At 68.9% G+C, this 25,107-nt stretch carries 15 protein-coding genes; 12 read left to right on the plus strand and 3 right to left on the minus strand.

From position 1 onward, the window contains the following. Window positions 1-44 precede the first annotated feature (44 nt). Both Uis4E_RS08275 and Uis4E_RS08280 read left to right on the plus strand, forming a co-directional pair. The gene (locus Uis4E_RS08275) at window positions 45-2,888 is read left to right on the plus strand and encodes an ATP-binding protein (protein ID WP_101622710.1); all 2,844 of its coding nucleotides are present in this window, start codon (window positions 45-47) and stop codon (window positions 2,886-2,888) included. Beyond that, a complete protein-coding gene (locus Uis4E_RS08280; RefSeq protein ID WP_165784923.1) occupies window positions 2,885-3,598 on the plus strand; it encodes a response regulator in 714 nt (237 codons plus the stop codon). Before Uis4E_RS08275 ends, Uis4E_RS08280 begins: the two co-directional genes overlap by 4 nt. A 67-nt stretch (window positions 3,599-3,665) precedes the next feature. On the opposite strand, the gene Uis4E_RS08285 is transcribed toward Uis4E_RS08280, so the two are convergent. Continuing rightward, window positions 3,666-5,459, minus strand: coding sequence for a bifunctional ADP-dependent NAD(P)H-hydrate dehydratase/NAD(P)H-hydrate epimerase (locus Uis4E_RS08285; protein WP_101622711.1), 1,794 nt, complete (start codon window positions 5,457-5,459; stop codon window positions 3,666-3,668). Window positions 5,460-5,718: 259 nt separating this feature from the next. On the opposite strand from Uis4E_RS08285, the gene Uis4E_RS08290 reads away from it, so the two are divergent. Both Uis4E_RS08290 and Uis4E_RS08295 read left to right on the plus strand, forming a co-directional pair. Next, window positions 5,719-6,477 carry a carboxymuconolactone decarboxylase family protein gene (locus Uis4E_RS08290; protein WP_101622712.1) on the plus strand — a complete coding sequence of 253 codons (759 nt, stop codon included), beginning with the start codon at window positions 5,719-5,721 and terminating at the stop codon, window positions 6,475-6,477. Between the two features lie 88 nt (window positions 6,478-6,565). After that, window positions 6,566-8,167, plus strand: coding sequence for an ABC-F family ATP-binding cassette domain-containing protein (locus Uis4E_RS08295; RefSeq protein ID WP_101622713.1), 1,602 nt, complete (start codon window positions 6,566-6,568; stop codon window positions 8,165-8,167). Between the two features lie 19 nt (window positions 8,168-8,186). Here Uis4E_RS08295 and Uis4E_RS08300 read toward each other — a convergent pair whose 3' ends face one another. Both Uis4E_RS08300 and Uis4E_RS08305 read right to left on the minus strand, forming a co-directional pair. Beyond that, complete coding sequence (locus Uis4E_RS08300; protein ID WP_165784924.1) at window positions 8,187-9,365, minus strand: pyridoxal phosphate-dependent aminotransferase; 1,179 nt, start codon at window positions 9,363-9,365, stop codon at window positions 8,187-8,189. 182 nt (window positions 9,366-9,547) lie between these two features. Next, a complete protein-coding gene (locus tag Uis4E_RS08305; protein ID WP_101622715.1) occupies window positions 9,548-10,501 on the minus strand; it encodes a hypothetical protein in 954 nt (317 codons plus the stop codon). A 275-nt stretch (window positions 10,502-10,776) separates the two neighbouring features. On the opposite strand from Uis4E_RS08305, the gene Uis4E_RS08310 reads away from it, so the two are divergent. The 8 genes from Uis4E_RS08310 (at window position 10,777) to uvrC (ending at window position 25,087) form a co-directional block, all read left to right on the plus strand. Next, window positions 10,777-11,427: an MptD family putative ECF transporter S component gene (locus Uis4E_RS08310; RefSeq protein WP_101622716.1), complete on the plus strand. Its 651-nt coding sequence runs from the start codon at window positions 10,777-10,779 to the stop codon at window positions 11,425-11,427. Further along, window positions 11,427-12,131, plus strand: a complete 705-nt coding sequence (locus tag Uis4E_RS08315; protein WP_101622717.1) for an energy-coupling factor transporter transmembrane component T — start codon at window positions 11,427-11,429, stop codon at window positions 12,129-12,131. Before Uis4E_RS08310 ends, Uis4E_RS08315 begins: the two co-directional genes overlap by 1 nt. Next, window positions 12,128-13,627 carry an ABC transporter ATP-binding protein gene (locus Uis4E_RS08320; RefSeq protein ID WP_101622718.1) on the plus strand — a complete coding sequence of 500 codons (1,500 nt, stop codon included), beginning with the start codon at window positions 12,128-12,130 and terminating at the stop codon, window positions 13,625-13,627. Before Uis4E_RS08315 ends, Uis4E_RS08320 begins: the two co-directional genes overlap by 4 nt. Before the next feature lie 206 nt (window positions 13,628-13,833). After that, window positions 13,834-15,342, plus strand: a complete 1,509-nt coding sequence (locus Uis4E_RS08325; RefSeq protein WP_101622719.1) for a DUF3375 family protein — start codon at window positions 13,834-13,836, stop codon at window positions 15,340-15,342. Further along, window positions 15,339-16,040, plus strand: coding sequence for a DUF4194 domain-containing protein (locus tag Uis4E_RS08330; RefSeq protein ID WP_101622720.1), 702 nt, complete (start codon window positions 15,339-15,341; stop codon window positions 16,038-16,040). The genes Uis4E_RS08325 and Uis4E_RS08330 overlap by 4 nt, the downstream gene beginning before the upstream one ends. A gap of 2 nt (window positions 16,041-16,042) precedes the next feature. Beyond that, window positions 16,043-19,543, plus strand: a complete 3,501-nt coding sequence (locus tag Uis4E_RS08335) for an ATP-binding protein (RefSeq protein WP_101622721.1) — start codon at window positions 16,043-16,045, stop codon at window positions 19,541-19,543. A gap of 133 nt (window positions 19,544-19,676) precedes the next feature. After that, entirely contained in the window at window positions 19,677-22,670 is a 2,994-nt protein-coding gene (gene uvrA / locus Uis4E_RS08340; protein ID WP_101622722.1) for an excinuclease ABC subunit UvrA, read from the plus strand. Between the two features lie 11 nt (window positions 22,671-22,681). Beyond that, complete coding sequence (uvrC, locus tag Uis4E_RS08345) at window positions 22,682-25,087, plus strand: excinuclease ABC subunit UvrC (protein ID WP_101622723.1); 2,406 nt, start codon at window positions 22,682-22,684, stop codon at window positions 25,085-25,087. Window positions 25,088-25,107: the final 20 nt, after the last annotated feature.

Consider the following 25,107-nt stretch of genomic DNA (forward strand, 5'->3'; position numbering starts at 1 on the left):
GGGAAGTACGCGGTACCGGCACGGGATCGGGGGAATGGAAGCATATGGCTGAGGCTCGTGGATCGTTCAGAGTGCTGCTCGGCGCCGCTCCGGGCGTTGGCAAGACCTGCGCGATGCTCAAGGAGGGGCATCGTCTCGCCGAGGAGGGGCAGGACGTCGTCATAGCCCTGTTGGAGACGCACGGCCGCAAGGCCACGCAGCATGCGGCCGAGGGGTTGGAGAGTGTGCCGCGCAGGCGCATCCGCTACCGTGGCATGTGGCTTGAGGAGATGGACCTGTTCAAGGTCATCGAACGGCACCCTCAGGTCGCGCTCGTCGACGAGCTCGCCCACACGAACGTGCCCGGATCGGTGCATGAGAAACGCTGGCAGGACGTCATGGACCTGCTCGATGCGGGCATCGACGTCATCACCACCATCAACGTGCAGCACATCGAATCGCTCAACGACGTGGTCCGCGACATCACCGGCAGCACGCAGAAGGAGACCGTGCCGGACAAGGTCCTGCGGTCCGCCACGCGCGTCGAGCTCGTCGACCTTCCGCCGGAAGGACTGCGCGAACGACTCTCCGCCGGTCTCGTGTACAAGCCGGACCGCGTCGACGCGGCGTTGAGCAACTACTTCCGCGTCGGCAACCTCACGGCCCTGCGCGAGCTCGCACTGCTATGGCTCGCCGGCCGCGTCGACGAGACCCTCAAGCAATACCGCGACGAGCACCACATCAAAGCCAAATGGGAGACGCGCGAGCGTGTCATCGTCGCATTGTCGGGCGGGCCCGAAGGCGAGCAGCTGCTGCGGCGCGGCGCCCGCGTCGCTAGGGCTTCCGGCGGCGGCGACCTGATCGCCGTGCACGTCACCCCCGAGGACGGTCTCGCCGGATCCAACCCCGCGCTGCTCATCAAACAGCGCGACCTGGTGGAGAAGCTCGGAGGCACGTTCCATCAGATCGTCGGCGAGGACATCGCCGACGCCCTCCTCGATTTCGCGCGCGCCAACAACGCCACCCAGGTGATCGTAGGCGTCTCCAGACGGGGTCTGCTGTCGCGCTGGCTGGGCAGGCCGTCGACGCCCAACGGCATCATCGAGAAATCCGGCGACATCGACGTGCATATCGTCACGCATACCTTCGCCAACAAGGGACTGGCCAGCATCCGCATGCCGTCGAGACGTCACGCGCCCATGGCGCTGGGACGCACGATCGGTGGACTGCTGTTCTCCGCGGTCTCGGTTCCTGTCGTCGCATGGGCGTTGTCGGCGTTCAGCTCCATGGCGTTCGTCCAACGCGACGCGCTCATCCTCCAGCTGCTGGTCGTCATCGCCGCGGTCATCGGCGGCTTCGTCCCCGCCACCCTGTCCGCATTGCTCAGCGGTCTCGTGCTTGACTTCCTGTATACGCAACCGGTGGGCACGCTCCATGTGATGCACGCGTCGGATGTCGCCACCATCATCCTGTACATCGTCGTGGGGCTCATCGTCTCCGCCGTCGTCGACAGGGCCGACTCCCACACCAGGCAGGCCCAGCGCGCCAGCGCGGAGTCGGAGATCCTCGCCTCCGTGGCCGGTTCGGTGCTGCGCAGCGACGACCCGTTGGAGGCGATCGTGCACCGCACGCGCGAGGCGTTCGGATTCGACTGCGTGCGCGTCGTGCAGGACGGCCGCATCATCATCTCCGACGGGGAGCCCGCGCCCGCGAAGGATTCCGACGGGAACCAGGCGGCTGGCGCGTCCGTCGAAGAGCCCGAGACCATCGCCCATGACGAGCACGGCCCCGCGCTCAAGCTCTACGGCAGATCCATCGAAGCCTCCGACCAGCGTATGCTCATGGCGATCCTCTCCCAGATCGAGACCGTGCTCGAGCACAACGACCTGGAACGCAAGGCCAGCGAAATCGGTCCGCTCGCACAGGCCGAGCGCGTCCGCACCGGCCTGCTCAACGCGGTGAGCCACGATCTGCGCCGTCCGCTCGCCTCCGCGACCGCGGCGGTCTCGGGACTCGAGCGCATGGGCGCCACGATGAGCGACCGCGACCGCGAGGATCTGCTGTCGGTCGCGTCCAACGGACTCAAGCAGCTCACGAAACTCGTCACCGACCTGCTGGACGTGTCGCGCATCCGCGAAGGCGCCCTGCCGTTGTCGCTCGTCGCCACCGACGTGGGCGAGACCATCATCCCCCTGTTCGACGAACTCGGCATCGGGCCGTGGAGCGTCGACCTCGACATCGCCCCGGATCTGCCGCTGGTCGTGGCCGACCCGCCCCTGCTGCGCCGTGCGTTGTCGAACGTGGTGGTCAACGCCCTCCGTTTCACGCCGAAGGACCGACGCGTGCGCATCGCCGCCTCGGCGTTCAACGGCGTGGTCGAGATCCGCGTCGCCGATCAGGGGCCCGGCGTGCCGGACTCGCGCAAGGACGACATCTTCCTGCCGTTCCATCGGCTCGGCGACACCGACAACACCACGGGACTCGGTCTGGGCATGGCGTTGTCGAAGGGGTTCGTGGAATCGATGGGCGGTTCGATATCGCCCGAGGACACGCCCGGCGGCGGGCTCACCATCGTCATCACCCTGCGCGCCGCGGGCGCCTCGCTGGAGGCGGGCCAGCCGATACCGAAGGACGAGCTGCCGAATCCGGCGGATATCCTCGAACAGGACACGTTGAAGGTATCGGACGCCGTCTCGGACGTCATCCTGCCGTTGCCGGGCCGCGGACGTTCCGACGAGCGCGGACTCGACAGGTTCATCACCTACGGCGTGATGCGCGGCGGCTCGGACGATCCCGCGGACCATGACGGCGTGACGGCGGACACGAAAGCGGACGACGCCCCCCGGCCGGTGAATGCCGCGACCGAGGAGCATACGGATATGACGGATATGAAGGAGGCGGATGCATGATGAAGATTCTGGTGGCGGACGACGATCCGCAGTTCCTCAAGGCGTTGAAGATCACCCTGCATTCACAGGGCTACGACATCGTGACTGCCCGTGATGGCGTCGAATGCATCACCGTGGCGGTACGCGAACACCCCGACCTGTTCGTGCTCGACCTCGGCATGCCCCGCATGGACGGCATGGGCGTGATCCACGGCGTGCGCGGATGGACTGAGGCCCCCATCCTCGTCGTCTCGGGCCGTACCGACGCACGTGAGAAGGTCGCCGCGCTGGACGCCGGCGCCGACGACTACGTGACCAAGCCGGTCTCGATCGACGAGCTGCTCGCCCGCATCCGCGCGCTGCTGCGTCGCGTGACGTTGGAGAACGCCGCGGAAAGCGAATCTCCGACGGTCGCATTCGGCGACGTGACCGTGGACCTCAACGCGCGTGCGGTGTTCCGTGGGCGTCAGGGGCGGCAGGTGCGCGTCAAGCTCACGCCCACCGAATGGAAGGTGCTGGAGGTGCTCGTGCGCAACGCGGGCAAGCTCGTCACCCGGCAGGACATGCTCACCACGATCTGGGGCGCCAGCCATGTCAAGGACACCGGCTACCTGCGCCTGTACGTCTCCCAGTTGCGCCGCAAGATCGAGCCCGACCCGGCGCATCCGCGCTATCTGAAGACCGAAACGGGCATGGGGTACCGTCTCGACGTCACCGGCGCCGCCGACTGACCGCAGACTCCCCATAAACTAAATGAACGGGCCCCGCCGGGAATCCTCCCATGCGGGGCCCATGTCGTCAGGCGATGGCGTCCGCCAACGAGTCGGGTATCGCAGCGATCACGTCGGAGGCGACGATCGGATGGCCCAACGTGTCGAAGCGCTGACGGCTCGCGTTCATGCCGAACAGCTCCGGCGGCTCCCAGCCGCATTGCTCCGATTCCGAGGCGATCGCCGCCGCGGAGCCGTGCAGGTATGCGGCGGCCGAGGCCGTGCGCGCGACCGTCCATGGATCGTACGGCGCGGGCGAGGGACCGTCGCCCGCGCGCTCCTCGTCGTCCACGTCGTCCACGGCGGCGTCCGTATCCATCTGGGCGAGCAGCGCGCCGGTCATGCCGGCCAGCACGTCGCCGGCCCCGGCCGTGCCCAGCCATGCCGGCGCGGCGCCCGCGACCAGCACGCGCGCGCCTTCGCCCACCACGATCGTCGCCGCCCCCTTGAGCAATACGGTCGCGCCGGTGCGGTCCTGCGCCTGACGGGCGCAACGCAGCGGTTCGACCTCGACCTGCGCCGCGGCGACGCCCAACAGGCGCGCCAATTCGCCCGCATGGGGCGTGATCACCACCTGTGGCACGACGCGCTCCGGCAGCAGGTCGAGCGCGCCCGCGTCCACGACGATCGGCGGCATCGACGACGCGTCCTGCGCGTCGGCGGCGTAATGGCCGAGCAACGCGGCGATCGTCGCACGCTGCACGTCATCGCCGGCATCATCGCCCGCCGGCACGCCGGAACCGACCACCCACGACTGCACGTGCCCCTTGCCGAGCACCGCCTCAGGCAATGCCGCGAGCACCATGTCCTGCGCACGTTCCGGGCCGAGGTAGCGCACCATGCCCACGTTCGTGCGCGCCGCCGCCCTCGCGGTCAGCACCGCAGCGCCGGGGTAGCGCGACGAGCCGGTGACCAGCCCGACCACGCCGCGCGAGTATTTCGCGTCGCCGACACGGGGAAGCCGTACCGCCTCGGACGCCGACTCCCGATCCGTCGCCTCGACGAGCGGCGTCGCGCCGTCCAGATCGAAGCCGAAGTCCGCCAGTGTGATGCGACCGCAGGCGAACGTCGCCGGAGGCAATATCGCGCACGGCTTCATCGCGCCGAACGTCACGGTCTCATCCGCCGGGATGTAGGCGCCCGTCAGCGAGCCATCGTCCACGCCCACACCGGACGGCGTATCCATGGCGAGCACCATCGGCAGCTCCCCGTCCGATTCGCGACCCGGCAGCGCCGGACGGTCGGGGAGCGGGCCGTCGCCGCCGCGCGCGTCCGCCGCGGGCAGGCCGAGCGCCGCGGCGACCGCGGCGGGCACTCCGCGCAGCGGACCGTTCAACCCGATGCCGGTCATCGCGTCGATGACCAGATGCGAACGGCGCGCCACACGGACCGCCGCCTGCAGACGCTCGCCGGCCTCTCCCGCAGAAAAACCGGATGCGCAGCCGGGGATCTCGGCGTCGGGGTCGAGCACCAGCACCTTGCCGCCGGCACGTACGAACGCGGCGAACCCCTCGTCATGCAGGGAGCGGCCCACCGCCACGGCGTTCACCTGGGCGCCCTCCTCGGCGAGCAGCGCCGCGGCGAACAGTCCGTCGCCGCCGTTGTCGCCGCCGCCGGCGAGCAGCGTCACGACCGCATCCTCGATATCGACGCCCTCGTCGTCGAGCATCCTCGCGGCCGTATGCGCGGCCGCGTTCGCCGCCATGCGCATCAGCGGCACCCCGTCGTCGAGCAGCGGACGCTCCATCGCGCGCACATCCGCGGCCGTGAAGGCGCTGTGCAGCAGGACCTCGCGGCGTTCCTCATCGTTCGGTGTATCCATGGCGACCTCCTAGGTTCCGTCCGCCCTCCTGTGCGCGCCGTCGGAACAGGGCGCGCCGGCGGCGGCTCGCGGGCTACCCACCAGTGTAGTCGCGCCGCCATGCCCGCCCCGTATGCCCCATCATGCGGTTTCGGGCATTTGACCGCGAAGGCCGCCGGCCCCTATCCTGTATGGCGATACGGCGCCGGCGGCGTGCAAACGGAACCCCGAGCGCATGAGACAGGCCCGGCCGTCGCGGCCGGGCGGGAAGGAACGGACCATGTTCGGCAGAAGGAACGGCGGACTGTTCGCCGACGGCAAACCCACGCTCGCCCAGTGCGACCCCGAATTCATCGACCTGTTCTCGGCCTTCGCCTACGACGAGGTCGTGCACGAGCCGGGTGCGAACCATCCGGACCTCGACGACGCCACGCGTTCCATGGCGATCCTCGCCACGCTCATCGGCAGTCAGGCCACGGACGCCTACGGGATGCTGCTGCCCGTTGCATTGAAAAGCGGCGTGACCCCGGCCCAGGCCAAGGAGATCGTCTATCAGGCGGTCGCCTACTGCGGCTTCGGGCGCGTGCTGCCCTTCCTCACCATCACCAACGACGTGCTCGCCGACCAAGGCGTCGGCCTGCCGCTTGAAGGCAGGGCGACCGTCACCGCCGACACGCGCGCCGCCGCCGGTGAGGCCAAGCAGATCGAGATCTTCGGCGAGGGAATGCGTGGGTTCGCACATTCCGGCCCCGAAGACACGCGGCACATCAACAAATGGCTCGCCGACAACTGCTTCGGCGACTACTACACGCGCACCGGGCTCGACACCCGCCACCGCGAGATGATCACCCTGTGCTATCTGGCCGCGCAAGGCGGATGCGAGCCGCAGCTGACCGCCCACGCGAAAGCCAACATCGCCGTCGGCAACGACAAGGCGTTCCTCATCGCCGTCGTCTCGCAGTGCATGCCCTACATCGGTTACCCGCGCACGCTCAACGCGCTCAGATGCGTGAAGGAGGCCGCGGCGGCGGCCGAGTGACGCGCCCGGCAGCGGGCATCCCGTCCGTTATAGTGTTCGTTGGCAAAATCCACGGCAACATGACACGGAAAGCGACGGGTGAGACGACATGGCGATCGATGCACAGGGTCTGGAGATTCAGATCGGCGCAAGGACCTTGCTGCACCCGTGCGACTTCCACGTGGCCAAAGGCGACAAGATCGGTCTCGTCGGCCGCAACGGCGCCGGCAAGACCACGCTCACGCGCGTCATCACCGGCGACATGCTGCCCACCTCCGGCAAGGTGCGCGTCTCCGGCAAACTCGGCTACCTGCCGCAGGACACGCACGCCGCCGACCCCGAACAGACCGCGCTCGACCGCATGATGAGTGCGCGAGACATCGCCTCGATCATCAGCCGCATCCGCAAGGCCGAAAAGGAGATGACCGACCCCGATCCGGATGTGATGACCAAGGCCATGAACCGCTACGACAAGGCCATGCAGGACTTCGACAAGGCCGGCGGTTATGCGGCCCAATCCGAAGCCATCGCCATGGCCTCCTCGCTCGGCCTGCCCCAGGAGGTCATGGAGCGGCCGCTCGGCACGCTCTCCGGCGGGCAGCGTCGACGCATCGAACTGGCGCGCATCCTCTATTCCGACGCAGACACGCTCATCCTCGACGAGCCCACCAACCACCTCGACGCCGACTCCATCGAATGGCTGCGCGGCTACCTGAAGAAATACGAAGGCGGGTTCCTCGTCATCTCCCACTCCACCGAACTGCTCGACGAGGTCGTCAACAAGGTGTGGCACCTCGACGCCCAGCTCGGCCAGATCGACATGTACTCGCTCGGCTGGAAGGCGTACCTGCACCAGCGCGTCGTCGACGAGGAGCGTCGCCGCCGCGAACGCGAGGTCGCCGAGAAGAAGGCCGAACGCCTCATGAAGCAGGGCATCCGCCTGCACGCCAAGGCCACGAAGGCCGTCGCCGCGCAGAACATGATGCGTCGCGCCGAGAAGCTCCTCGAGAACACCTCGGAGGCGCAGAAGAAGGAGAAGGTGGCGGACATCCGCTTCCCCGAACCCGCGCCCTGCGGCAAGACGCCGATCATGGCGAAGGACATCTCCAAGGCGTACGGTTCCAACATCGTGTTCGCCGGCGTCAACCTCGCCATCGACAAGGGCTCCCGCGTCGTCATCCTCGGCTACAACGGCGCCGGCAAGACCACCACGCTGCGTCTGCTCGCCCACATCGAACAGCCCGACACCGGCTCCGTCGACTACGGCCATGGCTGCAAGATCGGCTACTTCGCGCAGGAGCACGATACGCTCGACCTCGACGCCACCGTGCTCGAGAACCTCACGCACGTCGCCCCCGAACTGAACGACACGCAGGCGCGTTCCATCCTCGGCTCGTTCCTGTTCTCCGGCGACGACGCGATGAAGCCCGCCCGCGTGCTCTCCGGCGGCGAGAAGACGCGACTCGCGCTCGCCACGCTCGTCACCTCGCGCGCCAACGTGCTGCTGCTCGACGAGCCCACCAACAACCTCGATCCCGCCTCGCGCGAGGAGATCCTCAAGGCCATCGCCAAATACGAGGGCGCGATCGTGCTCGTCACCCACGACGAGGGCGCCGTCCAGGCGCTGAACCCGGAGCGTGTGCTCCTCATGCCCGACGGCGACGAGGATCTGTGGAACGACTCCTACCTCGAACTGGTCGCCGAGGAGTAAACGGCCGGGTCTGCGGGTGCTACTCCACGGCGGCGGTGAGGGACTCCAGATACGCGCGCATGCGGCGCAGACCCTCGGCGGTGGCCTCGGGCGTGCCCACGTAGCTCAGACGCACGTAGCCGCGGCCGCGCTCGCCGAACCCGGAGGCGGGCGTCACCACCACCTTGGCGCGTTCCAGCAGGTCGACCGCGAACGCATGGTCGTCCATGCCGGTGGCGTGCACGTCGACCAGCACGTAGAACGCGCCGTCGGGCGTCGCGCACGAGACCAGCGGCATGTCCGCCACGGCGGCGACGACCATGTCGCGGTTCGCGCGGTAGACGGCCGTCATCTCGTCGAGGATCTCGTTCGACCCCTCCAACGCGGCGACGGCGCCCTGCTGGAGCGCTCCCGGCACGCAGGAGACGATGTCCTCCTGCATCACCGTCATCCGGTCGACGATCGGCTTCGGCCCGAACGCCGCGCCGATGCGCCAGCCGGTCATCGCGAACGTCTTCGAGAAGGAGTCCACCACCACGGTGCGACGGCGCATGCCCGGCACCGCCGCGATCGACAGGCATTCGACCGACGGATCGTAGACGAACGAACGGTACACCTCGTCGCTGATCACCCACAGGTCATGCCGTTCGCACACCTCGGCGATGAGGTCCAGCTGCTCCGCGTCGATGACCGCGCCGGTCGGGTTCGACGGCGAATTGAGCAGGATCGCGCGCGTGCGCGGCGTGACCGCCGCCTCCACGTCCGTCGCCTGCATGCGGAACCCGTGCGCCGCGTCGAGCGGCACCGGCACGACGTTCGCGCCGACGAGCCTCACCTGGCCGAAATAGTTCGCGTAGCCGGGATCGGGGATGAGGATGTCGTCGCCCGGGTCGAGCGTCGCCAGCATCGCCAGATACACGGCCTCCATGCCGCCGGCCGTGACGATCACGTCCGTGTCCGGATCGTAGTCGGTGCCGTCCGCCGCGTTGCGGTGCTCGCACCACGCCTCGCGCAGCGCGGCCGCTCCACGGTTGGGCGTGTAGTGCGTGTCGCCGAGGCTCGCGGCGCGGTAGGCGGCGTCGATGACCGGCTGCGGGGTGTCGAATCCGGGTTCGCCGATCGCGAACGAGACGGCGTCCGGCACGTTCGCGGCGAGTTCGAACATCTCGCGCACGCTCGGGTACAGGGCTTTGGCGGCGCGTCTCGATACCTTCGGCATGGCGGCATACTCCTTGCACATCCGGATTCGTCGTATGCGGCGGCGGGGTCGCGGTTCCCCTTCACGAACCACGACCCCGCCGCCGAAATCCATAGGTTGCCGGCAAGTATGCCATCGTCGCGTTACGCGGAGGAGATCGTGTCCGATGCGCGAGAAACGGCGATGGGCATCCCGGCGACGGCTCAGTCGAAGAACCCGCTTCCGATCGACGGCATGCTCCGGTACGGCGGACGGTACGGCGGGCGATGCGCGCGGTCGCCGTACAGGTCCTCATGGCCGAACGCGGTGGCGTGCCGGTCGCGGCGCATGTACTCGTACACGTCCACGTCGGTCGGATCTGGCTGGTCCGACCAGTCGACGCCTCCCGACAGCAGCGGGTCGCGCGCGTCGATGCGGCTGCGCATCAGCTCGATGTCCTCCGACGCGTCCGCCAGACGCTCCGGATCCGTGCGCCGCAGCCGCTGCTCGACCAGATCGAGATAGGCGCGCTGGTTCTGCAGATCCTCATGCAGCCGCACCTCCTCGCACAGCGCCGTGTACAGCCGCTCCCCACGGCACGCGCGCTGCGCCTGCTCGACGGTCTCCTCGTGCCGGCGACCCGCCTCGACGCGTTCCCGCGAGGCGACGATCTCGTGCGCCAGCCCGTCGAACAGCGTGGAGAGCCGTTCGTCCATCCGCGAGTTCACGGTGTCGCGCAGGGACCGCTGACGGGCGAACGGACGTTCGCCGTTGACCCGCAGCGACAGCATGCCGGTCGGTTCGAATTCGCGCGACCGTCCCTCCAGCCATTGCGGCGCGTCGCTTTTCGGCACGCCGGTCAGCGTGCGCGGCTTTGGCGGACTGCCGGGCTTCGACAGCTCCGACACGTGGAACGACGACCTGAACCCGTCCTCGTCCCGCACGACGAGATGCGGCCACGGCCATTTGGACCGCTTCGCCTCGTCGAACAGCTCCCGTGACGGGTCGACGACGGCGTATCCGCGTTCGACGGCCATACGGGCCGCCGTCCCGATGATCGTCGCGGCCCTGTCCACCTGATCGTCCGACACGTACCGCCGATCGACGTCCTCCCGGAACAGCCGGACCCACGACCGTGCCGTCGCGTCCTCGTCCCGCATGATGCTCTCGTCCGACATGATGTCGCTCCTTCCCCCGATGCGCGGCCTGCGCTGGCCGCCTTGCGGACCTTCGTCGTCCGCCGACACGCACCACCATGCCGCGTCTGTGAGGCATATGCAAATCGCATGCGAACAATGTGCATAACGGTGCATAACTCTGTGCATAACCACTGAACGGGGATGCGGAAACGGATGAACATGGATGAAATGTCGCAATACATCGTCTCCGGGTATTGCCAATCATCCACGCCGCCGGTACATTGATAACGCCCGATCACGGAAACGGAGACACCATGGCCCAAGACACGACCCCGAACACCGCCCCCGCCGCGGGCGCATCCGCGGCCCCGCGTACGCCGGGACTCGGCGTGCCCGATCTCATCTCTATCGGCGTGTTCGCCGCATTGTACTTCGTGATGGTGTGCGTCGCCACCCTCGCCAGCACCCTGTTCACCGGAGGATTCGGCTCGATCTTCCTGCCGGCGGTCGCCGCGCTGATCTCCGGCCCCGTGTACATGCTCGCCGCCGCCCGCACGCCGAAATTCGGCGGCATCACGGTGATGGGCCTCGTGATCGGCCTGTTCCTGTTCGTCTCCGGGCATTTCGTCCTCTCGTTCGTCGCGAGCGTCGTGTTCCCGCTCGCCGCCGATCTGATCGCGCGCGCCGGAGCCTATCGCGGCAAGGCGCTGCTGCTCGTCTCCTACGTGGTGTTCTCCTACGGGCTGACCGGCCCCATCCTGCCGCTGTGGTTCATGAAGGACGCCTACGTGGCGAGCCTCGAGGCGCGCGGCAAGGACGCGGCGTACATCGACGGCGTGTTCGCCAACATCACCATGGGCACGTTCGCCGCGTCGATGGCGGCGATCCTCGTGTGCGCGGCCATCGGCGGATGGTTCGGCCAGCGCCTGTGCGCCAAGCATTTCGCCAAGGCCGGCGTCGTCTGATGGCGACGGCCGCGCGCGACCTCGACCCGCGTACGAAACTGGCGCTGCTGCTGCTCGCCAACCTCATGCTGTTCTTCCACGCCGCCGCGGCCACGCAGGCGGTCATGGCCGTCCTGTTCCTCATCCCGCCGCTCGTCGCGGGCAGGCGGCGCATGGCCGTCCGTTTCGCGCTCCTGTACGCCGCGGCGTTCGCGCTCGGAACGATCGATCCGGAGGCGTTGGGCATGCCGTGGCTGCATGTCGTCGCCGCGCTCGCCGTCGGATGCGCGATGATGCTGCCGTGCCTCGTCACCGGCGCCTACGCGTTCACGACCACCTCGGCCAGCGCGTTCGTGTGCGCGATGCGACGCATGCGCGTCCCCGAGGCCGTGGTCGTGCCGTGCGTCGTGATCATCCGGTTCTTCCCGACCATCGGCGAGGACTATCGCGCCATCCGCGACGCGATGGCGCTGCGCGGGCTCGTGTCCGGCCGCTTCTCCATGCTGCGGCACCCGGCGAGGACGCTCGAATACGTGCTGGTGCCGTTGCTGATGAACGCGACCATCGTCGCGCAGGACCTGTCCGTCGCCGCGTTGACGAAAGGGCTGGGACGCGACGGGGCGCACACCTCGCGCACGACGATCCGCATGACCGTCGCCGACTGGCTGGTCATGGCCGCGTGCGCCGCGCCGCTCGCCCTCGACATCGCGGGGGTGGTCGGATGACCGCCGACCCCGTGCGCATACGCGACGTCGTCTTCCGCTACGACGCCGCCGCCGACCCCTCCCTGGACCACGTGTCGCTGACCGTCCGGGCGGGGGAGTGCGTCGTCCTCGCCGGCGCCAGCGGGTGCGGCAAGACCACGCTGACCCGCGTCGCCAACGGGCTCGTGCCCACGTTCTTCCACGGCGACTTCGCCGGCGAGGCCACCGTGTGCGGCGTCGACGCCGCGCACGGGCCGATCGACCGGCTCACGCCGTTGGCGGGCAGCGTGTTCCAGAATCCGAAGACCCAGTACTTCAACGCGGACACCACCGACGAACTCGCCTTCCCCTGCGAGAACATGGGGATGCCGGCCGGCGAGATCGACCGCCGCGTGGAGGACGTGGCGCGGCGCTTCGACGTGACCGGGCTGCTCGGCCGCAGCGTCTTCCGACTGTCCGGCGGGCAGCGGCAGCGCGTCGCCGTCGCCGCCGCGACGGTGCTCGGGCCCCGTCTCGTCATCATGGACGAGCCGACCGGCAACCTCGACGCCACGGCGATCGATGACATGCGCGAGGCGGTGCGGCGGCTGAAAAGCGAAGGCGTCGCCGTCCTCGTCGCGGAACATCGCCTCGCCTGGCTGAACGGCGTCGCCGACCGGTACCTCATATGCGAGCGCGGCCGCATCGCACGCGCATACACGGCCGACGAGTTCCTCGCCCTGCCGCCGGAACGCGTCGCCGCCATGGGATTGCGCGCGCTCGACCTAGGGCCCTGCCGGCGCGAGGTCGCACGGCTGGCGGCCATCCCGCCGGCGTGCGACGGCCCGGTGCGCGGCGGCGGTTCCGGGGACGGCGGCGTGCTGCTGCGCACGGAAGGGCTCGTCGTCGGCTACGGACGCCCACGCCGCCTGCCATGGGAGCGACGGCGTGACGAGGCGCGGGAGGGGTTCTCCCGCGCCGTACCCGACCTGACGCTGCGACGCGGCGAGATCGTCGGGCTGATGGGACGCAACGGATGCGGCAAGACCACGCTGGTGCGCACGCTCACCGGACTGGCGCGCCCGCTCGCGGGCCGCGTCCTTCTGGACGGCGACGCGGCGAGACCCCACGATCTCACGCGCGCCGGGTTCCTCGTCATGCAGGACGTCAACCACCAGTTGTTCGCCGACGGCGTGCGCGAGGAGCTCACGCTCGGCATGGACCCGTCCGATCCGGAACTCGCGAAGCGCCGGGACGGGCTGCTCGCCGACCTCGACCTCGCCGCGGTCGCGGACCGGCATCCGATGAGCCTGTCCGGCGGGCAGAAGCAGCGCGTGGCGATCGGCGCGGCGCTCATGTGCGGCAAGCGGCTCATCGTATTGGACGAGCCGACCAGCGGGCTCGACCGGCTCCACATGGAGCAGGTGGGCGGTCTGCTGCGCGACGTCGCGCGGCGCGGCGCGGCGGTGCTGGTCGTCACCCATGACGAGGAGCTCGCCGCCGGATGGTGCGACCGCGTGGTCGACATGTCCGCGTGACCGGACCGTCCGCCGGGCCGTCCGGGCCGTTCGCCGCGAAGTGGCCTCGGAACGTTGGAATCATGCGCGACACGCCGTGATCGCGGAAACCGTACCCGATATGCCGGCCCGTGCGGGCGTGTGTTAGCTTCTAGGAGAGACGCGGGGGCACGCCGTCGTTCCCGTCTCGCACGGCAACGATCGAGGACGGCGGCGGGAGGTGCGCCATGGGCGATGCGCGACGGGAGATGGAACGGCTGCGGCCGGTCTACGAGACCGGCGTGCTCAGACTGCTGCTGCGCCGCAACTCACGCATGTACGTGGCGCTGCTCAAGGCGGCGTTCGACCCGCTGACCGGCGAGCTGCCGCGCGAGACGCTGGAGGAACGGTTCGCGCAGGGGCTCTCCGCGCTCGCCGACATCGGCGAATACGCGCCGGATCCCGGCCTCACGTTCGGGCAGGCCGCGCACCGCGTGCTCGTCGACCTGACCCGCGAGGGCGAAGGCGACTACGCCTGGCTCGCCAACTCGCACGACGCCGCATCCCACCGGTTCCTCTACCGGCTGACCGCGCGCGCCCACCGCGCCATCGAGGCGCTGGGGCGGTTGGAGGACGAATCCCGCACCCTGTCCGGCGCGCAGGCCAACAGCATCATCATGGAAATCGAGCACGCCCGCATGCGGCTGACCGCCGACCCCGGCGAACGCGTGCGCCTGCTCAACCGCGAGATCAAGGAGCGCAAGCACGAGATCAGACGCATCCAACAGGGGATGCGGCACGAGACGCTCGACGACTCGCAGGTGGAGGACATCATCGCCGTCATCCACAACACCCTGCGCGGCGTGCCCGTCGACCTGCGCGAGCTCGTGCTCGCCGAACGGGACAACGGCGACGCGCTCCGCCGGCGCATGCAGGCCGGCGACATGGACGTCGACGAGATCCTGGACGCCTACAACGCCGAATACCGCGCGAACTTCGGCGAATCCGACATGGGACGACGCTTCGAGGACGCCTTCCAGGTGATCATCACCGACGAAGGCCGCCAGCAGATCGACGAGGCGATGCGCGACATCGCGAAAACGCCCTACCTCGCGGGGGAGTCCGCCGCGCTGCTCGGCCAGGTGCGCGACGAGCTCGCCCACATCTACGACGGCATCGAGGCGGTACGCGCGCAGATGCGCGTCTCCAACGAGGAGATCGGGCGTCTCGTGCGCCAGCAGACCGACACCCGGTACCGGTCGATGCTCGCGCGGCTTAACCGTCTGTACGCTGCCGTCAACGCCGACGCGCAAGCCCATCCCGGCGCCGACGACAGACCTTACGGCACCGACGTCGGCGGCGTCAGGCTCTCGCCGCTGCCCACACGGCCGGCACGGTCGATGGTCCGCGCGGCATCGCCCGGACTGGACGCCGCCGGGGATTCCGACCTGCCGCGCGTCGACCTGAAGACGCTGATCGACAACGGCGGACCGCGACTGCGCCGCATGATCGCGCTCATCCGGAGGAATCCGGTGACGGCCGACGGCGGAATCGACATCGCCGCCAGCTTCAACCGGCTGCCGGAGGCCGACCGGCGCGAAAGCGAACTCGTCGGGTTCCTCGGCGCAATCGGCGGCCAGGAGGACGGCGACGCCGTCTGGCATTGCGTGACGATCGACGGCAGGCCGCGGGACTGGCGCACGCGTGCGCTGATCGCCGGTATGGACGAACTGGACGCCATCATGGAGGAAGGATGACCATGGACGAGAAGACCAACCCTGACGCCCTGTTCGAAGGGGACCGCGGCGACATGGGCGCGGACGCCCGCAGGGCCGCCATCGCACTCAAACGCGAACGGTACATCGAAGGCGAGCTGTACGACCTCGTCAACGACAACCGCGACGCCGTCGTCCGCTCGCTCAACAACGACATGCTCGAGCTCGTCGACGACGAACGCCACCGCATCATGTACGCGACGCCCGTCACCGGCCCCGACGTCCCATTGCGCTCGCTCAAGACGCGCACCAGCCTCAGACGCGAGGAGGCCGCCCTGCTCGCGTTCCTGCGCATCCGCGTGCTCGAATACGAGAACATGCAGGTGGCGGCGGACCAGTGGATCGTCGGCTTCGACGAGATGCGCGCCGCGCTCGCCACCGGCGCCGGATACCTCGCCTCGCGCAACGACGAGGAGGGCGTACTCAGACAGGTGGGCACGCTCGTCAACACGATGGCCACCTACGGATACCTGACGGCCACCGACGACGACGCCATGTACCGGATCACGCCGCTCGTCCCCGTCGTGCTCGACCGGGGACTGGCGGACGCATGGCTCGGCGTCGCCGCGGAAGGCGACGATGCTGCGGACGACGGCGAGGACGCGGCGGCCGATGCGGACGCCGCTGACGGCATGACCGATGCCGACGACGACGGCGCCGCCGTGGAAGAGGAGGAGTGACCATGGCCGCCAGGGAACTGCAGATGATCGCCGACCGGTGGATGATGGAAAGCCGCTGCCTCGTCAACTGGGGCTCGTATCAGGGCTACCACGAATTCAGGCCGTCCACCGACCCGAAGCTCCCCGTGACCCTGCTCGCCGGAGCCAGCGAATCCGGCAAATCCACGCTCGTGGACGCGCAGATCTCACTGCTGTACCCGACCGGCACGCCGTTCAACAAGGCGTCGAACTCGGGGCGCTCCGAACGCAGCGACTACACGTACCTGCGCGGCATGATCGGCGTCGGCAGCACCGCGGGCGGCGACGAACCCGTCTACCTGCGCGGCCGCGACGGCGACGGGGCGCCGCAGGCCGTATGGGGCGCCATCGTCGACACCTACGTGAACGCCACCAGCGGGCAGACGCTGTCATGCGCCAAATTCCTCTACCTGATGGCGGGCGACGGCCGCAGTGACGTGCGACGGCAATACGCGGCATGGGGCAAGCCGATCGACCCACGACTCATGGACGCCTACCGCGACCATCCGTTCACCCCCACGCAGCTGAAGGACACCTACCCCGGATGCGAGACCTTCACCAGCGCCGACGCGTTCCACGAACACATCTGGGACGTGATGGGACTGAGCGAGGATGCCTGCCGGCTGCTGCACAAGATCCAGTCCGCCGACGCACCCTCACGGCTCGACGACATCTTCAAACAGGGCGTGCTCGGCGTGCCCGAAGCCCTGAAACTGGCGCGGGACACCGTCGACGACTACGAGCGCTACGAAGCGAACTTCACCGAAATGGAACGCAAGGCGAAACGCGTGGCGGCGCTCGCCGGCATCCGGGACGCGTGCGACGCCTACGACGCCGCACGCCGCCGCGTCCGGACGCTCGACCCGGTGGACCCGGGACGTGAGGACGGGGCGGCCGCTATACGGCATTGGGCGACGGCGCGCATGGCCGACGAGGTCGCCGCACGGCTGCCCATCGACGAACGCGAACGCCGCGAACACCAGACGGCCGCCGAGACCGCATACCGCGACGGCGAGAAGATCCGTGCGGGCATCGACGCCATCCGCGACCGCATCAGAGGACTGGACGGCGGCAACCTCGCGCGGATGGAGATGGAGCTCGAACAGGCCCGGCGCGCGCTCGCCGACGTGAAGACGAACCGCGGACGCATCGAGGCCGGGTTCGAGGCGATCGGCGAGACGATGCCCGGAGACGAGCATGCCTGGACGGAGAGGCGCATCGCCGCCGTGGACTTCACCCGCCTGTACGACCGGCGGGCCCAGGAACTGGACGAGACGCGCGACCGTGCCGTCGCCGCCCGCTCCGCGGCGGACGACGAGCTGCGACGCCTCGAACGCGACTACGAGCGCCAGAAGACGCAGCGCACCCGCATCACCCAGCAGATGGACGAGACCCGCGCCATGCTCTGCCGGGCCACCGGACTGTCCGCCGGCGAACTGCCGTACGTCGCCGAGCTCATGGACGTGCGCGAGAGCGAGGAACGGTGGAGACTCGCCATGAACGTCACCTACGGCGCCATCGCGCAGACCATCCTCGTCGACAAGCGCCACGAACGCGGCTTCGCCGCCAAGGTCAGCGCCATCGACCCGCATGCGATGGCGCGACGCACCTGGCAGTTCGTCGACACCACGGAAGGCTTCGATGCGGACGACGGGAAGACCAAGGCCGCGGACGACCGGCCGTGGATGTCCTCCAAGCTCCGCTACCGCGAGGATTCGCCGTTCGCCGGATGGCTGCGCGCGCAGACCGCATCCGAACGGTTCGACGCCGTATGCGTCGATGCCATCGACGACGCCGACCGCGAACACCGCCAGGTGCAGGCGGACGGTCAGATTAAAAGCGGCAGACGCGGCCAGCATGGCGTCAAGGACCGTCGCGAGGTCATCGGCTACGTCACCGAAGCCTATCTGGAGGCGCTGGAACACGGCATCGCCGAAGCGCGCGACCGCTCGGAACAGGCGGAACGCGACTATACGGAGGCGAAACGCCGCGCGGAGGCGCTGCGCAGCGGACTCGAACTCGCCAAGCAGCTCGCCTACACGTCATGGGAGAACGTCGATGTGGAATCCGCCTCGGCCAAGGTGGATGGACTCGAGACGTCGATCGCCGCGATCAGGAACAACCCCGAACTCGCCGAGCTCGTCCGTCGCAGGGAGTCGATGGAGGAGGAGCTCGACCGCAACGAGCAGCGCCGGTTCGCCGCGAAACGCGACGCCGACGCCGCGGCAGCCGCCTGCGAAGCCGCCCGACGGTGGCTGGACGCCCACCGGGACCATACGTCGCGGGGGATCGGGGCCGATGCGGACGATGCCGGACACGGAAACGCCATTCCTCTGGACGACGGTACGGAAACGGCGCTCGAACACTCCTACGAGGACGGGTTCTCGGGAATCGCGGACACCGCGCTGCGCGCCCACATGATCATCGGGGCGGGCACCGACGCATCGGCCGCGGGCACGTCGTTCCCCGAACGCGTCATCGCGAGGATGCGCGACGACATGGCCGGCCGCATCGACGCGCTCGCCGCGCAGGCCTCGGCCGCGAAGACGGTCGTCGAAGCCCGGATGGAATCGTACAAGGGCATGTACGCCGCTGACGACGACGCGTTGTCTGCCACCGTGGAGGACCGCCGGTACTATCTCGACGAGCTGGAGGGATTGTCGCGGCTGACCGCCGGCGAGGCGACCGGCGCCGAATACCGGCGTTGCCTGGAACAGCTGCTCATGAGCCTGCTGACCATCAAACGCGCCGTCGACACCGACGAGGCCGACATCCGCGACCAGCTCGACCGCATCAACGCCATGCTCGACGGGCAGCGGTTCGGCCCCAGGCACGGCAGCCTGTCCCTGCATGCGGACGTGCGCAAACCGGACCGGGGCTTCTCCTCGCAGCTGACCCGGACCATCGGGGCGCTCAACGACTGGAAGTCGTCGGGGAGCGACGATCCGGCGGCGATGCGCAAGGTGTTCGCCTCGTGCGGCGGCATCATCGGCCTGCTGCGCGCCCAGCTCGCGCAGGTGAAGGACGCGAACGGCGTGAAGAGCTACGGAGCGCGGGATCTCGATCCGCGATGCCGTTCGGCCTTCTACGCGATCGTGCACCACGAGGACGGGCTCGACGAACGCATCACCTCCACCGGCGGGCGGTCCGGCGGCGCCCTGCAGGAGCTCACCTCGTTCGTCTACGGCGCCGCGCTCATCTACCTGCTCGGCGGCGGCATGGAGAACCGGCTCAGGCCCAGCTACACGACGCTGTTCCTCGACGAGGCGCTCATCAAGGCGGACGGCCGCTACACGCAGCGCGCCCTCACCGTGCTGCCGCGTCTCGGCTTCCAGGTGATCGTCTCCGCGCCGGAAAGCAAGACCGGCGAGATCCTCGAGGTCTCCACCAAGGCCTACGTCACCTACAAGAACCCCGACACCGGCCTCACCTCCCTGCGCGAGGCCGATCTCGCCGGGGAAGACGAGGCCGTGTACGTCGCCTGACGGCGTGATGCTCCCTACGGGAGACACGCCGTCGAACAGGCGTTCGATATGCGTCGGGGTTTCGGGTATCCTTGGTGCGGAAAATCCGCGGCCGGACGCGCGCCGCGGCGACTGACGGAAGGCGGGGTGTGCGATGGCGGCGAAACGGAAGACGACGGGCGGCAGGAACGGCGAGGTCGTCGTCGAGAAGGTGATGACCAGCGACTCGTTCCTCACGCGCGAGATCCGCAAGGCGCCGCTCGTCGAGCACGACGGTTCGCTCGTGGCGGACATCTCGCACATCCCCAACGACCTCAAGATCACCATCCAGGGCGCGCGCGAGCACAACCTCAAGAACGTGGACCTCGCCATCCCGCGCAACCGCATGGTCGTCTTCACCGGCCTGTCCGGCTCGGGCAAGTCGTCGCTCGCGTTCGACACCCTGTTCGCCGAGGGCCAGCGCCGCTACGTCGAATCGCTGTCCGCGTACGCGCGCCAGTTCCTCGGCCAGATGGACAAGCCGGACGTCGACTTCATCGAAGGCCTGAGCCCCGCCGTGTCCATCGACCAGAAGACCACGAACCGCAACCCGCGCTCCACCGTCGGCACCATCACCGAGATCTACGACTACCTGCGTCTCCTGTTCGCGCGCACCGGCATACCGCACTGCCCCGAATGCGGCGAACCCGTCGCCTCGCAGACCCCGCAGCAGATCGTCGACGCGCTCATGGACTATCCGGAGCGAACGCGCTTCCAGATCCTCGCGCCCGTCGTCAAAGGCCGCAAGGGCGAATTCGTCGACATGCTCGAACTGCTGCGCTCCGACGGCTACGCCCGCGCGCTCATCGACGGCCAGATGCGGCAGCTGTCCGACGACATCACGCTCGCCAAGCAGAAGAAGCACACCATCGAGGTCGTCGTCGACCGTCTCGTCGTCAAGGACGGCATGCGCCAGCGTCTCACCGACTCGGTCGAGACCGCGCTGAAGCTCGCCAACGGCTCCATCGTCATCGACTTCGTCGACGAGGAGGAGGGGAGCCCCGCCCGCCGCCGGCCGTTCTCCGAACACCGCAGCTGCCCGAACGGGCACGTGCTCGAACTCGACGAGATCGAGCCGCGCACCTTCTCCTTCAACGCGCCCTACGGCGCATGCCCCGCATGCACCGGTCTCGGCTTCAAGCTCGAGATCGACCCGGAGCTCGTCATCGCCGACCCGGACAAGTCGCTCGCCGAAGGCGTCATCGAACCGTGGAGCAACACGAAGATGACCTCCCAGTACTACGGCCATCTGCTCGAAGGCCTCGCCCGCGAGATGGGCTTCTCGATGCGCACCCCGTGGAAGGACCTTCCCGCCGACGTGCGCCACGACATCCTCTACGGCCACGAGTTCAAGGTCGACGTCTCCTACCGCAACCGTTGGGGCCGCCTCCGGGAATACTCCACCGGGTTCGAGGGCGTGGTGCGCTCGCTCATGCGCAAGCACGAGGAGACCGACTCGCAGTCGATGAGGGAGTACTACGAGTCGTACATGCGCGAAGTGCCCTGCCAGGTGTGCCACGGCAGGCGACTCAAGCCCGAGGTGCTGGCCGTCACCGTCGGGGGCCTGTCCATCTTCGACGTGTGCGACATGCCCGTCGTGCGCGGGCTCGCCTGGGTCAACGGCCTGAAGCTCGAAGGCGCGGACGCGAAGATCGCCGGCGAGGTGCTCAAGGAGATCCGCGCCCGCCTCGGCTTCCTCAACGACGTCGGCCTCGACTACCTCACCCTGTCGCGCGCCGCCGCCACCCTGTCCGGCGGCGAGGCGCAGCGCATCCGCCTCGCCACGCAGATCGGCTCCGGCCTCGTCGGCGTCATGTATGTGCTCGACGAGCCGTCCATCGGCCTGCATCAGCGCGACAACGCGCGTCTCATCGAGACGCTCCACCATCTGCGCGACCTCGGCAACACGCTCATCGTCGTCGAACACGACGAGGACACGATCCGGGAGGCCGACTGGCTCGTCGACATCGGCCCCGGCGCGGGCGAGCGCGGCGGCGAGGTCGTCTACTCGGGGCCGGCAAGGCATCTCGTCGATGCGAAACGCTCGATCACCGGCGACTACATCGCCCACCGCCGCGAGATCGTCGTGCCCGAGCACCGCCGCAAGGTGCGCAAAACCGCACAGCTCAAGGTCGTCGGCGCGCGAGAGAACAACCTCAAGAACATCGACGTGAGCTTCCCGCTCGGCGTGTTCACCGTCGTCACCGGAGTCTCGGGATCCGGCAAATCCTCGCTCGTCAACACGATCCTCTACCCGGTCCTCGCCGACAAGCTCAACGGCGCGCGCATCGTGCCCGGCAAGCACCGCCGCGTCGAAGGCCTCGACCAGGTCAGGAAGGTCATCCACGTCGACCAGAACCCGATCGGGCGCACGCCGCGCTCCAACCCCGCCACCTACACGGGCGTGTGGGACAAGATCCGCGCCCTGTTCGCCAAGACGCCCGAGGCGCAGGTGCGCGGCTACGGGCCCGGCCGCTTCTCCTTCAACGTGAAGGGCGGGCGCTGCGAGGCGTGCCACGGCGACGGCACGCTCAAGATCGAGATGAACTTCCTGCCCGACGTGTACGTGGAATGCGAGACCTGCCACGGCAGACGCTACAACCGCGAGACCCTCGAGGTGAAGTACAACGGCAAGACCGTCTCCGACATCCTCGACATGCCCATCGAGGAGGCCGCCGACTTCTTCAAGGCGTACACCGGCATCTCCCGGTACCTGAAGACCCTCGTGGACGTCGGCCTCGGCTACATCCGTCTCGGCCAGCCCGCCCCGACGCTCTCCGGCGGCGAATCCCAGCGCGTCAAACTCGCCACCGAGCTGCAGCGCAGGTCCGACGGCAAGACGGTGTACATCCTCGACGAGCCGACCACCGGCCTGCACTTCGAGGACGTGAACAAGCTGCTCAAGGTGCTGCAGGGGCTCGTCGACAAGGGCAACACGGTCATCGTCATCGAACACAACCTCGATGTGGTCAAATCGGCCGACTGGATCATCGACCTGGGGCCCGAGGGCGGCGACGGCGGCGGCACCGTCGTCACGCAGGGCACGCCCGAGCAGGTGGCGCGGTGCGAGGCGTCCTGGACGGGGCGCTTCCTCAGGGACATGCTCTGAAAGGCGACGCCGTGACCAACGACATCGAACGGCATTCGCCCGAGGTATGGCGACGGACGGCCGACGCGCTGCGCGGCGCGACGGCGGACGGCGCCTCCGACGCCGACGGCGCTGCGGCGGGGACGAACCGCAACGGGGCGCCGCTGCTCGGCGACTCGCGCGACCTGTTCCGTCCGAAATCCTCGGACATCCCCGCCGAACCGGGCGTATACAAATGGCGCGACGGCGAAGGCCGCGTCATCTACGTCGGCAAGGCGAAGAACCTGCGCAACAGGCTCGCCAACTACTTCCAGCCGCTGTACCTGCTGCACCCGCGCACGCAGACCATGGTGCTCACCGCGCGCAGCCTCGAATGGACCGTCGTCGGCACCGAACTCGAATCGCTCACCCTCGAATACACGTGGATCAAGGAGTTCGACCCCCGGTTCAACGTGCAGTTCCGCGACGACAAGACCTACCCGTATCTGGCGGTCTCCGTCGGCGAGACCGTGCCGCGCGTATGGGTGACGCGCAGCCGCAAACGCCGCGACACCCGCTACTTCGGCCCCTACGCGAAGGTATGGGACCTGCGCCACGGGCTCGACCGGCTCCTGCGCGCCTTCCCCGTGCGCACCTGCGCCGACGGCGTCTACCGCAAGGCCGAGCTCACGGGCCGCCCCTGCCTGCTCGCCTCCATCGGCAAATGCTCCGCGCCATGCGTCGGCCGCATCGACGCGAAGGAGCACCGCCGCATGTGCGAACGGCTCGTCGGCGTGATGACCGGCAGACTCGGCAAGTCGTACATCGCGCAGCTCACGCGCGACATGAAGGCCGCCAGCGCCGAACTCGAATTCGAGAAGGCGGCGCGGCTGCGCGACGAGATCGCCATGCTCTCCTCCGTCGTCCAGCAGAACGCGGTCGTGCTCGACGACCAGGTCGACGCCGACGTGTTCGGCTTCGCCACCGACGAGATCGAAGCGTCCGTGCACGCGTTCCACGTGCGCGCCGGCACGATCCGCGGCGAACGCAACTGGAGCGTCGAACGCGTCGACGACGTCAGCGACGCCGACCTCATGGCCGACCTGCTCGTGCGCGTCTACGCGGACGCGCGGACCGACGCCGCGGCGGACGCGCGTCCCGGCGCGCCGGCCGCCGGCGTCGGCGCGGACGGCATGATGGCGAAGGTCGAGGAGCGGCGCGACGCCATCGGCTCCACGCAACGCGTGACCGCGACCGACGCGGCGTCGCGCGCGCGGGCGACGCGCGAACGCAACGCGCGACGGGAGGTCACCGGACGCGCCGACCTGCTCGCCCCCATCGCCCCGGTGCCGCGCGAGGTCATCACGCCCATCGAGATCGAACCGACGCGGCGCGGGGAGCTTGAGACGTGGCTGACCGGACTGCGCGGCGGCGCGGTCACGATCCGCGTCGCCGGCAGGGGCGACAAGCGGCAGCTCATGGACCGGGCGAACGACAACGCCGCCCAGGCGCTGGCACGGGCGAAGATGAGCCGCATCGCCGACATGGGCGCACGCACCCGCGCCATGAACGAGGTCGCCGACGCGCTCGGCCTTGACGAGGCGCCGCTGCGCATCGAATGTTACGACATCTCCAACACGGTCGGCGGCGCCTTCCAGGTCGCCTCCATGGTCGTGTTCGAGGACGCCGTCGCCAAGAAAAGCGAATACCGGCGCTTCGCCATCCGCGGCAAGGACGGCCAAGGCGCGCTCGACGACCTGAGCGCCCTCTACGAGACGCTCACGCGCCGTTTCCGCCACGGCAACATCGCCGGCGACTCGGGCGAGAGCATCGAGGCGGAACGGCGTGCGGCCGCCGCGGCGGGCGTGCGGCGCGACGCCGGCGACGGTGCGGACGGAACGGCGCCCGACGACGCGACGACGGGGACGACGGTCCAGCAGAACGCCGACCGCCACCGGTTCGCCTACAAGCCGAACCTCGTCGTCGTCGACGGCGGCAGGCCGCAGGCCATGGCCGCCGCGAAGGCGCTCGCCGACTGCGGCGTCGACGACGTGGCCGTCTGTGGTCTCGCCAAACGGCTCGAGGAGGTGTGGGTGCCGGACGACGACGACTATCCGATCATCCTCAAACGCCAGTCGGAAGGCCTGTACCTGCTGCAGCGCGTGCGCGACGAATCGCACCGCTTCGCCATCACCTACCACCGACAGACGAGGCGCAAGGGGGCGCTGCGCAGCGCCCTCGACGGCATCCCCGGCGTGGGTCCCGCCTACCAGAAGCGTCTGCTCGCGCGGTTCGGCTCGGTCAAGGCGATGCGCGGCGTCGGCGTCGAGGAGCTGGAGACGGTCAAGGGGATAGGCCACGCCAAGGCGCAGGCCATCTACGACGCGTTGCACGCCGGCGATGCCGGCGACGGCCGCACCGGGAACGATGCCACGGCGCGGGCCGGACGAACCGAGTAGGATGGTCGGAAGAACCGGGA

The sequence above is a fragment of the Bifidobacterium parmae genome (assembly GCF_002860365.1).
GTDB classification, from domain to species: Bacteria; Actinomycetota; Actinomycetes; order Actinomycetales; family Bifidobacteriaceae; genus Bifidobacterium; species Bifidobacterium parmae.

What these genes read in the sequence shown, in the direction of transcription:
- Uis4E_RS08330 (WP_101622720.1), top strand. Translation starts at nt 15,339, where the DNA reads ATGACCATGGACGAGAAGACCAACCCTGACGCCCTGTTCGAAGGGGAC.
- Uis4E_RS08290 (WP_101622712.1), top strand. Translation starts at nt 5,719, where the DNA reads ATGTTCGGCAGAAGGAACGGCGGACTGTTCGCCGACGGCAAACCCACG.
- Uis4E_RS08305 (WP_101622715.1), bottom strand. Translation starts at nt 10,501, where the DNA reads ATGTCGGACGAGAGCATCATGCGGGACGAGGACGCGACGGCACGGTCG.
- Uis4E_RS08310 (WP_101622716.1), top strand. Translation starts at nt 10,777, where the DNA reads ATGGCCCAAGACACGACCCCGAACACCGCCCCCGCCGCGGGCGCATCC.
- Uis4E_RS08275 (WP_101622710.1), top strand. Translation starts at nt 45, where the DNA reads ATGGCTGAGGCTCGTGGATCGTTCAGAGTGCTGCTCGGCGCCGCTCCG.
- Uis4E_RS08315 (WP_101622717.1), top strand. Translation starts at nt 11,427, where the DNA reads ATGGCGACGGCCGCGCGCGACCTCGACCCGCGTACGAAACTGGCGCTG.
- Uis4E_RS08280 (WP_165784923.1), top strand. Translation starts at nt 2,885, where the DNA reads ATGATGAAGATTCTGGTGGCGGACGACGATCCGCAGTTCCTCAAGGCG.
- uvrA (WP_101622722.1), top strand. Translation starts at nt 19,677, where the DNA reads ATGGCGGCGAAACGGAAGACGACGGGCGGCAGGAACGGCGAGGTCGTC.
- Uis4E_RS08285 (WP_101622711.1), bottom strand. Translation starts at nt 5,459, where the DNA reads ATGGATACACCGAACGATGAGGAACGCCGCGAGGTCCTGCTGCACAGC.
- Uis4E_RS08325 (WP_101622719.1), top strand. Translation starts at nt 13,834, where the DNA reads ATGGGCGATGCGCGACGGGAGATGGAACGGCTGCGGCCGGTCTACGAG.
- Uis4E_RS08320 (WP_101622718.1), top strand. Translation starts at nt 12,128, where the DNA reads ATGACCGCCGACCCCGTGCGCATACGCGACGTCGTCTTCCGCTACGAC.
- Uis4E_RS08300 (WP_165784924.1), bottom strand. Translation starts at nt 9,365, where the DNA reads ATGCCGAAGGTATCGAGACGCGCCGCCAAAGCCCTGTACCCGAGCGTG.
- Uis4E_RS08335 (WP_101622721.1), top strand. Translation starts at nt 16,043, where the DNA reads ATGGCCGCCAGGGAACTGCAGATGATCGCCGACCGGTGGATGATGGAA.
- Uis4E_RS08295 (WP_101622713.1), top strand. Translation starts at nt 6,566, where the DNA reads ATGGCGATCGATGCACAGGGTCTGGAGATTCAGATCGGCGCAAGGACC.